Raw genomic sequence first — 12940 nt, forward strand, 5'->3', positions numbered from 1 at the left:
AATCTCCTCCCATGGGGATAGTCGCCGGCTTGGACAGCTCAGCCGAGTTCACACGCATCGTCGTCTGCGACGCGGACACGGGTGCCGTACTGCGTCAGGGGTACGCCCCGCACCCGGGTGAGCCCAAGGCCACCGATGTCGACCCGCAGGCGTGGTTGCTCTCGCTCGGTGAGGCGGCCGGGGGTGGGCTGCTCGAAGGGGTGCAGGCCATCGGGGTCTCCGCGCAGCAGCACGGGCTCGTGCCGCTCGACGCGCAGGGCGGGCTCGTCCGGCCGGCCATGGTCGGCAACGACAAGCGCGCACAGGTGGCCGCAGCCGACCTCGTCGAGGCGTTCGGCGGGCGGCAGGCCTGGGCCGAGGCCGTCGGCTCCGTACCGCAGTCCGGGCAGCCGGTGGCCAAGCTCCGCTGGCTGGCCCGCTCCGAGCCCGAGCACGCCCAGCGCGTCGCGATGCTCCTCCAGCCGCACGACTGGCTCGTCTGGCAGCTCCTCGGCCGCCCCGTGCGCCGCACCACCGACCGCGGCGCCGCCTCCGCCACCGGCTACTGGTCCGCCGGCACGGGCGCGTACCGGCCCGACCTCGTCGAGCTGGCCCTCGGCCACCAGGCCGTCCTCCCCGAGGTGCTCGGCCCCGCCGAGGCCGCCGGCACCACCCCCGAGGGCCTGCTGATCTCGGCCGGTACGGGCGAGACGATGGCCGCCGCCCTCGGGCTCGGGCTCGGGCCCGGCGACGCGGTCGTCTCCCTCGGCGCCTCCGGTTCGGTCATGGCCGTGCACCACGAGGCGCTCGCCGACCCGCAGGGGCTGATCACCTCCTTCGCCGACGCGGCCGGGATGCACCTGCCCGTCGTCCACACCTCCAACGCGGTACGCGCGCTGCGCGGCACCGCCGAGATGCTCGGGGTGGAGAGCCTGGACGAGCTGTCCGCGCTGGCCCTGAAGTCGACGCCGGGTGCCTCCGGGCTCGTCCTGCTCCCCTATCTGGAGGGCGAGCGGACCCCGCAGCTGCCGCACACCGCCGGCACGCTCAGCGGGCTTCGCCGCGAGTCGATGAAGCCCGAGCACCTGGCCCGGGCCGCGTTCGAGGGCATGCTGTGCGCGCTCACCGACGCCATGGACGTGCTGCGCGGACGCGGTGTGGAGGTGCGCCGGGTGTTCCTGCTCGGTGCGGCGGCCGGGCTGCCCGCCGTGCAGGCGATCGCCCCCGCGATCTTCGGCGCGCAGGTCGTCGTCGCGCAGCCCGCCGACTACGCGGCGCTCGGCGCGGCCCGACAGGCCGCCTGGGCGCTCGGGGTGGCCCGGGGCACGCTGTCGCCCACCGCTCCCCCTGCCTGGCAGGGCGCGGCCGCGCAGATCTTCGAGCCAGGTGAGGAGCTGGCCGTCGGCCAGGCCGTACGGCAGCAGTACGTGGCCACGCGGGAGCAGATCCACCCGGGCGCGTTCGGCTCGTAGCGGAGTCCGTTCAAGACTCGACAAAACACAGTCGTAACGCCGAGGGGGCGCGGGCGATAGTAGGACCCGTGCTCCTACGACTTCTCCGAACCCACCTTCGACCGTACAAGAAGCCCATCGGTCTGCTGGTCCTGCTGCAGTTCCTGCAGACCTGCGCGTCCCTCTACCTGCCGACCCTGAACGCGGACATCATCGACAACGGTGTCGTCGACGGGGACACCGGCTACATCCTGCGGTTCGGCGCCCTGATGATCGCCGTCTCGGTGATCCAGGTCGTCTGCAACGTCGGCGCCGTCTACTACGGGGCGCGGACCGCCTCCGCGCTCGGCCGGGACGTCCGCGCCGCGGTCTTCGACCGGGTGCAGTCGTTCTCGGCCCGCGAGGTCGGGCAGTTCGGCGCCCCGTCGCTGATCACCCGTACCACCAATGACGTCCAGCAGGTCCAGATGCTGGTCCTGATGGCGTTCACGCTGATGGTGTCGGCGCCGATCATGTGCGTCGGCGGCATCGTCATGGCGCTCAGCCTCGACGTGCCGCTGTCGGCGGTGCTGATCGCGGTCGTGCCGGTCCTTGGCATCGCGGTCTCGTTGATCGTGCGGAGGATGCGCCCGCTGTTCCGGACGATGCAGGAGCGGCTCGACACGGTGAACCGGGTGCTGCGGGAGCAGATCACCGGCAACCGGGTGATCCGGGCCTTCGTGAAGGACGGATACGAGCGGGACCGGTTCAAGGTCTCCAACACCGAGCTGACCGACGTCTCGATGGCGACGGGCCGGCTGATGGCGCTGATGTTCCCCACCGTGATGACGGTCGTGAACGTCTCCAGCGTCGCGGTGGTCTGGTTCGGGGCGCACCGCATCGCGAGCGGCGGGATGGAGATCGGCGCGCTGACCGCCTTCCTCGCCTATCTGATGCAGATCGTGATGTCCGTGATGATGGCCACCTTCATGTTCATGATGGTGCCGCGCGCCGAGGTGTGTGCCGAGCGCATCGAGGAGGTCCTCTCCACGGAGAGCAGCGTCGTGCCGCCGGCCGAGCCGGTGCGCGAGCTGGGGCGGCGCGGCCATCTGGAGGTCAGGAGCGCGGACTTCCGCTACCCGGGCGCCGAGGAGTCGGTCCTGCGGGACGTGGAGCTGGTGGCCCGGCCGGGTGAGACGACGGCGATCATCGGTTCGACCGGCAGCGGCAAGTCGACGCTGCTCGGCCTGGTGCCCCGGCTGTTCGACGTGACCGGCGGCGAGGTGCTCGTCGACGGGGTGGACGTACGGAAGCTGGCGCCCGAGCTGATGGCGCGGACGGTGGGGCTCGTCCCGCAGAAGCCGTACCTGTTCTCCGGGACGGTCGCGACGAACCTGCGGTACGGGAAGCCCGACGCGAGCGACGAGGAGCTGTGGCACGCGCTCGAGGTGGCGCAGGCGGCGGACTTCGTGAAGAAGCTGGAGAACGGGCTGAACGCGCCGATCGCACAGGGCGGCACCAATGTGTCCGGCGGTCAGCGGCAGCGGCTCGCGATCGCCCGGACGCTGGTGCAGCGGCCGGAGATCTATCTCTTCGACGACTCGTTCTCGGCGCTCGACTACCAGACCGACGCCCTGCTGCGGGAGGCGCTGAAGGCGGAGACGTCGGACTCGACCGTCGTGATCGTCGCCCAGCGGGTGTCGACCATCCGGGACGCCGACCGCATCGTGGTCCTCGACGAGGGCCGGGTCGTGGGGACGGGACGCCATCACGAGCTGATGGCGGGCAATGAGACGTACCGGGAGATCGTGCTCTCCCAGCTGACCGAGGCGGAGGCAGCCTGATGGCCGGTCCTGGCGGACGGATGATGGCCGGTGGCGGCCCCAACGAGCGGTCCATGAACTTCAAGGGCTCGGGCAAGCGGCTGCTGCGGCAGCTGGCGCCCGAGCGGGGCCCGCTCTGGCTGATGCTGGTCGCCTGCGTGCTCGGCGTGGCGGGCTCGGTGTTCGGCCCGCTGATCCTCGGCAAGGCGACCGACTTGGTCTTCGCGGGCGTGGTCGGCCGGCAGATGGCCGACGGCACGACGAAGGCGCAGGCGATCGAGGGCCTGCGGGCCAAGGGCGACGACGGGATGGCGGACATGCTGTCCGGGGTGGACTTCACCCCCGGGCAGGGCATCGACTTCACGGCCGTCGGCAAGGTGCTGCTCCTGGTCCTGGCGATCTATGTGGCGGCCGGTCTCCTCATGCTGGTGGCGACCCGGATGTCGATCAGGGTGATCAACCGGACCGTCTACCGGATGCGCGAGGACGTGCAGGCGAAGCTGGCGCGGCTGCCACTGTCGTACTTCGACCGGGCCAAGCGCGGTGAGGTGCTGAGCCGGGCCACGAACGACCTCGACAACATCTCGCAGACGCTCCAGCAGTCGATGGGCCAGCTGATCAACTCGCTGCTCACCATCGTCGGCGTCCTGGGGATGATGTTCTGGATCTCGCCGCTCCTCGCGCTGGTCGCGCTCGTCACCGTGCCGGTGTCGGTGGTCGTGGCGACGAAGATCGGCAAGCGCTCGCAGCCGCACTTCGTGCAGCAGTGGAAGTCCACGGGCACCCTCAACGCCCATGTGGAGGAGATGTACAGCGGCCACGCCCTGGTGAAGGTCTTCGGGCGGCAGGACGAGTCGGCCGCGGACTTCCGCGAGCAGAACCAGGCGCTGTACGAGGCCGGGTTCAAGGCCCAGTTCAACAGCGGTGTGATGCAGCCGGTGATGTTCTTCATCTCGAACATCAACTATGTGCTCGTCGCCGTCGTCGGAGGGCTGCGGGTGGCGAGCGGCACGCTGTCGATCGGTGACGTGCAGGCGTTCATCCAGTACTCCCGCCAGTTCTCGATGCCGCTGACGCAGGTCGCGTCGATGGCGAACCTGGTGCAGTCGGGTGTCGCGTCCGCCGAGCGGATCTTCGAGCTCCTCGACGCCGACGAGCAGACCCCGGACGCGCCGCGGAGCGAGCGGTCCTCGGAGTCGCTGGGCAAGGTGGCCCTGGAGGAGGTGGCGTTCCGCTACGAGCCGGACAAGCCGCTCATCGAGGACCTCTCCCTGACGGTGGAGCCGGGCCAGACGGTCGCGATCGTCGGCCCGACGGGCGCGGGCAAGACGACGCTGGTGAACCTGCTGATGCGGTTCTACGACGTGACCGCCGGCCGGATCACCCTGGACGGGACGGACATCTCGGCGATGTCCCGCGACGAGCTGCGGGCCGGGATCGGCATGGTCCTCCAGGACACCTGGCTCTTCGGCGGGACGATCGCCGAGAACATCGCGTACGGGGCGAGCGGGGAGGTCTCGCGGGAGCGGATCGAGGAGGCGGCGCGGGCGGCCCACGCCGACCGCTTCATCCGCACCCTCCCCGACGGCTACGACACCGTCATCGACGACGAGGGCGGGAACGTCAGCGCCGGCGAGAAGCAGCTGATCACCATCGCGCGGGCATTCCTGTCCGACCCGGTGATCCTGGTCCTCGACGAGGCGACCAGCTCGGTCGACACCCGTACCGAGGTGCTCATCCAGAAGGCGATGGCCCGCCTCGCCGACGGGCGCACCTCGTTCGTGATCGCGCACCGGCTCTCCACCATCAGGGACGCGGACGTGATCCTGGTGATGGAGAACGGCTCGATCGTCGAACAGGGCACGCACGACGAGCTGTTGGCGTCGGGCGGGGCGTACGCGCGGCTGTACGCGGCCCAGTTCGCCCGGGCGGTCGCGGAGGTGGACTAGGCGGGCTAGTCCAGGTAGCCCCTGAGCTGGTCCGCGAAGGCGTGGTCCCGCAGCTTGTTGAGGGTCTTCGACTCGATCTGGCGGATGCGTTCGCGCGTCACGCCGAAGAGCCGGCCGATCTCCTCCAGGGTGCGGGGCCTGCCGTCGTCGAGGCCGTAGCGGAGCTGGACGACCTTGCGTTCGCGCTCGCCAAGGGTGGAGAGGACGGCCTCCAGGTGCTCGCGCAGCAGCAGGAACGCGGCCGACTCCACGGGGCTGGCGGCATCGCCGTCCTCGATGAGGTCGCCGAGCGCGACGTCGTCCTCCTCGCCGACGGGGGCGTGCAGGGAGACCGGTTCCTGGGCGAGGCGCAGCACTTCGCCGACCCGCTCGGGGGCCAGGTCGAGCTGGGCGGCGACCTCTTCCGCGGTGGGTTCGTAGCCGCGCTCCTGGAGCATCCGGCGCTGGACGCGGATGACCCGGTTGATGAGTTCGACGACATGGACGGGGACGCGGATGGTCCGGGCCTGGTCGGCGAGGGCCCGTGACATCGCCTGGCGGATCCACCAGGTCGCGTACGTCGAGAACTTGTAGCCGCGCGCGTAGTCGAACTTCTCGACGGCCCGGATCAGGCCGAGGTTGCCCTCCTGGACCAGGTCGAGCATGGTCAGGCCGCGTCCGACGTACCGCTTGGCGACGGAGACGACGAGCCGCAGGTTGGCCTCGATGAGCCGGCGCTTGGCCATCCGGCCGAGGACGACGAGCCGGTCCAGGTCGTGGGCGAGCCGCGAGTCCAGGTCGGGGGTGCCCACGAGCTTCGCCTCGGCGAAGAGCCCGGCCTCGACGCGGCGGGCGAGGTCGACCTCCTCGGCGGCGGTGAGCAGCGGGATCCGGCCTATCTCGCGCAGGTACTGGCGGAAGAGATCGGACGAGGGCCCGTTCCCGCCGAGATCGGCGACGCGGCGCGGGACCGGCTCCGGGTCGGGCGTGTCGTCCACGAACTCCGTGGGCTCGGGCGGATCCGCTCCCTCGGCCTGCTCCGCGGAGGCCGGCGCCTCCGGATGGTGGGCGGCCGGGCGCTGCCCGGGCACGACGTCGGACAGGGTCTGGGTCTGCACGGGGGCGACCTCCAGGGTGATCGCTGCCGGTGCTCCGGGGGCTCAGGCACCGCTTCCCAGTGTGGGGTACGACACATCGCCGCCACGAGGGGCGTGCGGTGACTTTTTGAGTTCGCGAGGTGACCGAACGTCAGAACCCGTACAGGGAAGTCCTATAGGGCTGCGGCGCCGTTGGTGCGGAGCGACTGGCCGTACTGGGTGAGGACCCACAACTCGTTCTGTACGGCGGCCACTTGGGCCGGGTCGCCGTTCACGCCGAGCCGGGCCAGGGTGCCTTGGACGTCGCGGACGCGGCGGTCGACGGCGCGCAGCCGGACGGAGACGAGCTGGGCGCCCGCGTAGACCTCGTCGACGACCTTGGCGAAGAGCGTCTCGACGGCGAGCTCGGTGACGAGCGCGCGGACGGTGTCGTCGGGGGCGGCCTCGCGGACGGCGGACAGATAGTCGGCGGGCGCTCCGGTGGCGCCGCCCGCGTCCTGGACGCACTGGCGGACGGCCGCGTAGGGCGGGGCGGTGAACTCGTCGGCGCCGTACGCGTCGAAGGCCGGGGAGACCAGCTCGGGCCGCTGGAGGGCGAGCTTGAGCAGCTCGCGCTCGGTGCGGTGCGCGGGGCTGCGCAGGTTGAGCGCGGGGCCGGCCTGCACGGCGGGCGCCTGGGTGTTCTGGTAGGCACGCTGGGGCGCCGCCTGCGTCGGGCCGCCCCGGCCGCCGCGGTCCCGCTGCCAGCGGGCGATCTGGGCGACGCGCTTGACCACGAACGGGGTGTCGAGGATGCCGAGCATGCCGGCGAGCTGGACGGCGACCTCGTGCTGGGAGGCGATGTTCTTGATCCGGGCGACGATCGGGGCGGCCTCGTCGAGCGCGGCGGCCCGGCCGGCCGGGGTCTCCAGGTCGTACCGCTTCACGATCTGGCGGAGCGCGAACTCGAACAGCGGGGTGCGCGGCTCGACCAGCTCGGCGACGGCCTGGTCGCCCTTGGCGAGGCGCAGGTCGCAGGGGTCCATGCCGTCGGGGGCGATGGCGATGTAGGTCTCGGCGGCGAACTTCTGGTCGTCCTCGAAGGCGCGCAGGGCCGCCTTCTGGCCGGCCGCGTCGCCGTCGAAGGTGAAGATCACCCGGGCCGAGCCGTTGTCCATCAGGAGCCGACGGAGGATCTTGATGTGGTCGCCGCCGAAGGCGGTGCCGCAGGTGGCGATGGCGGTGGTGACGCCCGCGAGGTGGCAGGCCATGACGTCGGTGTAGCCCTCGACGACGACGGCCCGGCTGACCTTGGCGATGTCCTTCTTCGCCAGGTCGATGCCGTAGAGCACCTGGGACTTCTTGTAGATCGGCGTCTCGGGCGTGTTGAGGTACTTGGGCCCGTTGTCGTCGTCGCGGAGCTTGCGCGCGCCGAAGCCGACGACGTCGCCGCCCACGTCCCTGATCGGCCACATCAGCCGGCCGCGGAAGCGGTCGATGGGGCCGCGGCGGCCGTCCTGGGAGAGCCCGGAGAGGATCAGCTCCTTGTCGGAGAAGCCCTTGCCGCGCAGGAAGCGGGTGAGGTGGTCCCAGCCGGCCGGGGAGTAGCCGACGCCGAAGTGCGCGGCGGCGGCCTGGTCGAAGCCGCGCTCGGCGAGGAACTTCCGGCCGATCTCGGCCTCGGGGGAGTCGAGTTGGTCGACGTAGAACTGGGCGGCCACCTTGTGCGCCTCGACCAGCCGGATGCGCTCGCCGCGCTGGTGGCCGGGGTTGTAGCCGCCCTCTTCGTACCGCAGGGTGATGCCGGCCTTCGCGGCGAGGCGCTCGACCGTCTCCGAGAAGGAGAGGTGGTCGATCTTCATCACGAAGGCGATCGTGTCGCCGCCCTCCTGGCAGCCGAAGCAGTGGAACAGGCCCTTGCTCGGGCTGACCTGGAAGGAGGGGGACTTCTCGTCGTGGAAGGGGCACAGGCCCTTGAGGTTGCCGCCGCCGGCGTTGCGGAGCTGGAGGTACTCGGACACGACGGCGTCGATCGGGACCGCGTCCCGTACCGCCTTCACGTCGTCATCGTTGATCCTGCCTGCCACGTGTGAAGTCTACGGGGGCGGGCAGGCGACCGGCCCCTACGTCAGCAGGCTCTCCAGGGGGACGGACGGGTTGGCGAGGGCGTCGGGGTCCACCGGGGACTGGGCCCGGATGAGGCCCTGGATGGGCTCTGTGACGTCCCACACATTCACGTTCATTCCCGCGAGGACCTTGCGGTCCTTGAGCCAGAAGGCGATGAACTGCCGCTTTCCGGCGTCGCCGCGGATCACGACCTGGTCGTAGGAGCCGGGCGGGGCCCAGCCGGAGTACTCCATGCCGAGGTCGTACTGGTCGGAGAAGAAGTACGGTACGCGGTCGTACGAGACGTGCTGCCCGAGCATGGCGCGGGCGGCGGCCGGGCCGCCGTTGAGGGCGTTGGCCCAGTGCTCGACGCGCAGCCGGGTGTCCAGGAGCGGGTGGTGCGCGGCGGCGACGTCACCGGCCGCGAAGATGTCGGGGTCGGAGGTGCGCAGCGAGGCGTCGACGGCGATGCCGCCGCCGTGGGCGCGGTCGACCAGGGCCAGCCCGGCGGCCTCCGCGAGGGCGGTGCGGGGGGCGGCGCCGATCGCGGCGAGGACGGCGTGCGCGGGGTGCTCCTCGCCGTCGTCGGTGCGGACGGCGAGGACCATGCCGTCCTGGCCGACGATCTCGGCGAGCCGGGCGCCGAAGGCGAAGCGGACGCCGTGCTCGGTGTGCAGGTCGGCGAAGAGCTGGCCGAGCTCGGGTCCGAGGACCTGGTGGAGCGGGGTGGGCTCGGACTCGACGACGGTGACCTCGGCGCCGTAGCCGCGGGCGGCGGCGGCGACCTCCAGGCCGATCCAGCCGCCGCCCGCGATCACCAGGTGGCCGTTGTCGCGGCCGAGGGCGGCCAGGACGTGGCGCAGCCGGTCGGCGTGGGCGAGCCGGCGCAGGTGGTGGACGCCGGCGAGGCCGGTGCCGGGGATGTCGAGGCGGCGCGGCTCGGAGCCGGTGGCGAGCAGCAGCCGGTCGTAGCGGATGGTGGTGCCGTCGCCGAGGCGTACGGTGCGGGCCTCGCGGTCGACGGTGGTGACGGGCTGCCCGAGGTGGAGCTCGACCTCGGCGCGGGCGTACCAGGACGGCTCGTGGACGAAGACGCTGTCGCGTTCCTCCTTGCCGGTGAGGTAGCCCTTGGAGAGCGGTGGGCGTTCGTAGGGGTGGTCGCGCTCGTCGCCGATGAGGATCACCCGGCCGGTGAACCCCTCGGACCGGAGCGTCTCCGCCGCCTTGGCCCCGGCCAGTCCCCCGCCGACGATGACGAAGGTCTGATCTGCGTCGACCACTTGATGCCTCCTCGTTGCGACCGCTTCTACGCTACGCCTCCGGCCGTTCGGCCAGCCGTTCCGCCTCGGGCCCTGAGCCGAGCGTCCCGCACGGAGCGTGATGACGAAAGAGGGCGGGCCCTCGGCGGGTCCTCAGGGCCTGCCGTGGCGGAGGCGGCCGTGGAGGGTGCGGGCGGAGGCGTCGGTGAGGGAGGCGATGTGGTCGATGATCACCCGCTTGCGCGACCTGTCGTCGTCCGCCGCGTCGAAGAGGGCGCGGAACTGCGGGTCGAGCCCCTCGGGGGCGCGGGAGGTGAGCGCCTCGGCGAGCTCGGCGAGGACGATGCGCTGGTCGGCGCGGAGGGCCTCCTGCTCGGCACGCTGCATGACGTACCGGTCGGCGACGGCCTTGAGGACGGCGCATTCGTTGCGGGTCTCGCGGGGGACGACGAGTTCGGCGGCGTACCGGGTGAGGCGCCCCGACCCGTACGCCTGCCGGGTGGCGCCCTCGGCGGAGAGGGCGAAGCGGCCGATCAGCTGGCTGGTGGCGTCCTTGAGGCGGGCCTGGGCGACGGCCGATCCGTCGTAGCCGTGCGGCCACCAGTCCTGGTCGACGAGCCGGTCGAGGGCGTCGGCGAGCTCCTGCGGGTCGGTGTCGTGCGGGACGTACCGGCCGATGGCGACGTGCCAGATGTCGGCGCGCTCGGGCTCGGAGAAGAGCATGTTCGGGTCGATGTGGCCGGCGTGCAGGCCGTCCTCGAAGTCGTGGACGGAGTACGCCACGTCGTCGGCCCAGTCCATGACCTGGGCCTCGAAGCACTTGCGGTGGGCGGGGGCGCCCTGCCGGACCCACTCGAAGACGGGGAGGTCGTCCTCGTACACCCCGAACTTGGACGAGTCCGGGTCCTCGGGGTGACCGCCGCGCGGCCAGGGGTACTTGGTGGCGGCGTCGAGCGCGGCGCGGGTGAGGTTGAGGCCGACGCTGACGGGCCGGCCGGTGGCGGGGTCGGCGATGAACCGCTTGGGTTCGATACGGGTGAGCAGCCGCAGCGACTGGGCGTTGCCCTCGAAGCCGCCGCAGTCCTTGGCGAACTCGTTGAGCGCGACCTCGCCGTTGTGTCCGAAGGGCGGGTGGCCCATGTCGTGGGCGAGGCAGGCGGCCTCGACGAGGTCGGGGTCGCAGCCGAGCGCGGCGCCGAGCTCGCGCCCGACCTGGGCGCACTCCAGGGAGTGGGTGAGGCGGGTGCGGGGGCTGGCGTCCCAGGCGTGGCTCCGGGAGCCGGGGGTGACGACCTGGGTCTTGCCCGCGAGCCGGCGCAGGGCGCTGGAGTGCAGCACGCGCGCGCGGTCCCGCTGGAAGGCGGTCCGCCCGGGCCGTTTGTCCGGCTCGGCGGCCCAGCGCTCGGTGGCGCTGTCGTCGTAGCCGGGGGTGTCTGTGATGCCGGGGGTGTCCGCGAAGCCTTCCATGCACCGAAGGTAACCGGCGGGACGGACAGCGGGGGCGGTAGGAGGACGGTCTTACCGGGGATTTTCGGCCGTACGCACTCAGGGAGCGGGGTCTGGCGCGTGGGCCCTAGGCGGAGGCGAGTTCTCGCCAGGTGGGCGCGGTCGCCGGGGTGGTGAGCGCCTGGTCGTAGCGGTGCAGGATCAGGCGGGCGAGCGCGGGGTGGTCGCCGAGCGGGGGCGCGGCGATCAAGGGGGCGTGGGCGGCGGCGCCGCTCGCGAAGCGGCCGGGGGCGGTGAAGCAGGAGGCGACGGCGACCCGGTGGCGGCCGCGGGCGGCGAGCGCGCGCACGGCGTCGGGGACGGTGGGGGCGGCGGCGGAGGCGTAGGCGGGGACGACGGGTGTGCCGCCGAGCCGTTCGGAGAGCGCGGCGGCGATCCGCCGCACGGCGGCGAGCCCCTCGGGGTCGCGCGATCCGGCCGCCGCGAGGACGATCCCGGTGGCCCGGGAGGCGCTGTCGGCGGAGGTCCACCCCGCCTCCGCGAGCCGGTCGACGAGCGCCTCGACGAGCAGCGGATGTGCCCCGAGCGGCGCGGCGATCCGCACCCGCCCGCCGGGCTGCGCGGCGACAGCGGCGGGCAGATCGTGCTTGACGTGATACCCGGGCCCGAAGAGCAGGGGGACGAGGACGGCGCGGGGGGCACCTGCGGCGGCGTCCCCCGTCCGCGCCGGGTCGTCCGCCGACACGGGTGCCGCGTCGGCCGTCGGGGGTGCCGCGAGGTCCGCGAGGACCTCCGGGAGGAGTGGGGGGTTCAGTTCGATGTGGGTGAGGCGGACGTCGAGGCCCGGGCGGAGTTCGCGGACGCGGTCGGCCAGCTCGGCGAGGGTGGTCGCGGCGCGTGGGTCGCGGCTGCCGTGGCCGACGGCGACGAGGGTGGGGCGGGGGGTGGGGCGTGCGGCGCCGTACGGGCGGACGTGGCTCAGGCGTTCGCCGAGCCGCGTCGTGATCGTGCCGAGCAGCTCGGCCGTGGTGTCGAACGTACTGTCCCGCTCCGTCATGCCCCGATCCTGCGCGCCCCGCGTTGCCACCCCGTTGCGTGGGCGTCACGAGTGTTTTCCGTGCGCTCACCGCCGCCCGGCGGGGGCTGTCAGGACGCCAGCCAGATCCGGAGCGGGCCGAGTTCCTCGAACCCCACCGCCAGGGCGGGCGCGAGGTCGTCGCCCGACTCGTAGCCGACGACCGGGCTGCCGGCGTCGACGAGGGTCAGGCAGCCGGCCCAGGCCTCGGCCGGGTCGGTTCCCTCGGCGGCGAAGAGGTTGGAGACGCCGGTCACCCGCCCGTTGTCGCTGAGCACCGCTCCCCCGGTGATCCGGCCGTCGGCTCCGTACCCCGCGACGACCTTCGTCGCGGGGTCGGCGAGGAGTTCGGGGCGGAAGAGCGCCGCCTCGTCCGCGTCCCCGCCGCTCCACGCCAGGGCCCAGGCGGCGAGCTCCGCCGGGTCGCGCACCGCACGCCACGACGTGTCCGCGGTGACGGGGACCTCCGGAGAGGGGAGCCAGCCGGGCCGATGGATCCAGCGCGCCTCGAAGAGCAGCCGGAAGCCCTCGGTGGACAGGTCCAGGCAGGCGAAGGAGTCCTTGACCGAGGCGCCGGGGGTGTCCCGGTCGATTCCGTCGAGGACGTCCCGTACCGACGCGTCGGCCGTCAGCGTCACCGCGTCCGGGTAGTAGAGCGGGGTACGGCGGGGGTTGGTCCAGGCGTGCCGCCGGAAGGTTCCGGGGCTGCCGTGCGCGCGGCACATCGCGTCGCACCACTCGGCGTTGTTGACGGCCGCTTCATCGATCATGTGCAGATCGTACGGATGACACCCTTCCGCCCTCATTCTTTTATCTAG

General features: G+C 72.3%; 9 protein-coding genes. 3 read left to right on the forward strand and 6 right to left on the reverse strand.

The window, feature by feature from the left end; genetic code table 11:
* Positions 1 to 11: 11 nt before the first annotated feature.
* The 3 genes from ACWCO8_RS36425 (at position 12) to ACWCO8_RS36435 (ending at position 5181) form a co-directional block, all read left to right on the forward strand.
* Entirely contained in the window at positions 12 to 1451 is a 1440-nt protein-coding gene (locus ACWCO8_RS36425) for an FGGY family carbohydrate kinase (RefSeq protein ID WP_451035810.1), read from the forward strand.
* A gap of 68 nt (positions 1452 to 1519) precedes the next feature.
* On the forward strand, positions 1520 to 3253 hold the full coding sequence (locus ACWCO8_RS36430; protein ID WP_451035811.1) for an ABC transporter ATP-binding protein: 1734 nt from the start codon (positions 1520 to 1522) through the stop codon (positions 3251 to 3253).
* On the forward strand, positions 3253 to 5181 hold the full coding sequence (locus ACWCO8_RS36435) for an ABC transporter ATP-binding protein (RefSeq protein ID WP_451035812.1): 1929 nt from the start codon (positions 3253 to 3255) through the stop codon (positions 5179 to 5181). The genes ACWCO8_RS36430 and ACWCO8_RS36435 overlap by 1 nt, the downstream gene beginning before the upstream one ends.
* A gap of 5 nt (positions 5182 to 5186) precedes the next feature.
* On the opposite strand, the gene ACWCO8_RS36440 is transcribed toward ACWCO8_RS36435, so the two are convergent.
* From ACWCO8_RS36440 to ACWCO8_RS36465, 6 genes are all read right to left on the reverse strand, one after another.
* Positions 5187 to 6278: an RNA polymerase sigma factor gene (locus tag ACWCO8_RS36440; protein WP_451035813.1), complete on the reverse strand. Its 1092-nt coding sequence runs from the start codon at positions 6276 to 6278 to the stop codon at positions 5187 to 5189.
* A gap of 152 nt (positions 6279 to 6430) precedes the next feature.
* Complete coding sequence (gene dnaG / locus ACWCO8_RS36445) at positions 6431 to 8323, reverse strand: DNA primase (RefSeq protein WP_451035814.1); 1893 nt, start codon at positions 8321 to 8323, stop codon at positions 6431 to 6433.
* Positions 8324 to 8359: 36 nt separating this feature from the next.
* Positions 8360 to 9622 (reverse strand): NAD(P)/FAD-dependent oxidoreductase, encoded by a 1263-nt coding sequence (locus tag ACWCO8_RS36450; protein ID WP_451035815.1) that lies wholly within the window; start codon positions 9620 to 9622, stop codon positions 8360 to 8362.
* Positions 9623 to 9754: 132 nt separating this feature from the next.
* The gene (locus ACWCO8_RS36455; protein WP_451035816.1) at positions 9755 to 11068 is read right to left on the reverse strand and encodes a deoxyguanosinetriphosphate triphosphohydrolase; all 1314 of its coding nucleotides are present in this window, start codon (positions 11066 to 11068) and stop codon (positions 9755 to 9757) included.
* Between the two features lie 106 nt (positions 11069 to 11174).
* Positions 11175 to 12104, reverse strand: a complete 930-nt coding sequence (locus ACWCO8_RS36460) for a sirohydrochlorin chelatase (RefSeq protein ID WP_451035817.1) — start codon at positions 12102 to 12104, stop codon at positions 11175 to 11177.
* A gap of 89 nt (positions 12105 to 12193) precedes the next feature.
* The gene (locus tag ACWCO8_RS36465) at positions 12194 to 12892 is read right to left on the reverse strand and encodes a hypothetical protein (RefSeq protein WP_451035818.1); all 699 of its coding nucleotides are present in this window, start codon (positions 12890 to 12892) and stop codon (positions 12194 to 12196) included.
* Between the last annotated feature and the right edge of the window lie 48 nt (positions 12893 to 12940).

This window comes from Streptomyces sp. NPDC001927 (genome assembly GCF_053594455.1).

What these genes read in the sequence shown, in the direction of transcription:
- ACWCO8_RS36460 (WP_451035817.1), bottom strand. Translation starts at nt 12,104, where the DNA reads ATGACGGAGCGGGACAGTACGTTCGACACCACGGCCGAGCTGCTCGGC.
- ACWCO8_RS36455 (WP_451035816.1), bottom strand. Translation starts at nt 11,068, where the DNA reads ATGGAAGGCTTCGCGGACACCCCCGGCATCACAGACACCCCCGGCTAC.
- ACWCO8_RS36425 (WP_451035810.1), top strand. Translation starts at nt 12, where the DNA reads ATGGGGATAGTCGCCGGCTTGGACAGCTCAGCCGAGTTCACACGCATC.
- ACWCO8_RS36435 (WP_451035812.1), top strand. Translation starts at nt 3,253, where the DNA reads ATGGCCGGTCCTGGCGGACGGATGATGGCCGGTGGCGGCCCCAACGAG.
- ACWCO8_RS36465 (WP_451035818.1), bottom strand. Translation starts at nt 12,892, where the DNA reads ATGATCGATGAAGCGGCCGTCAACAACGCCGAGTGGTGCGACGCGATG.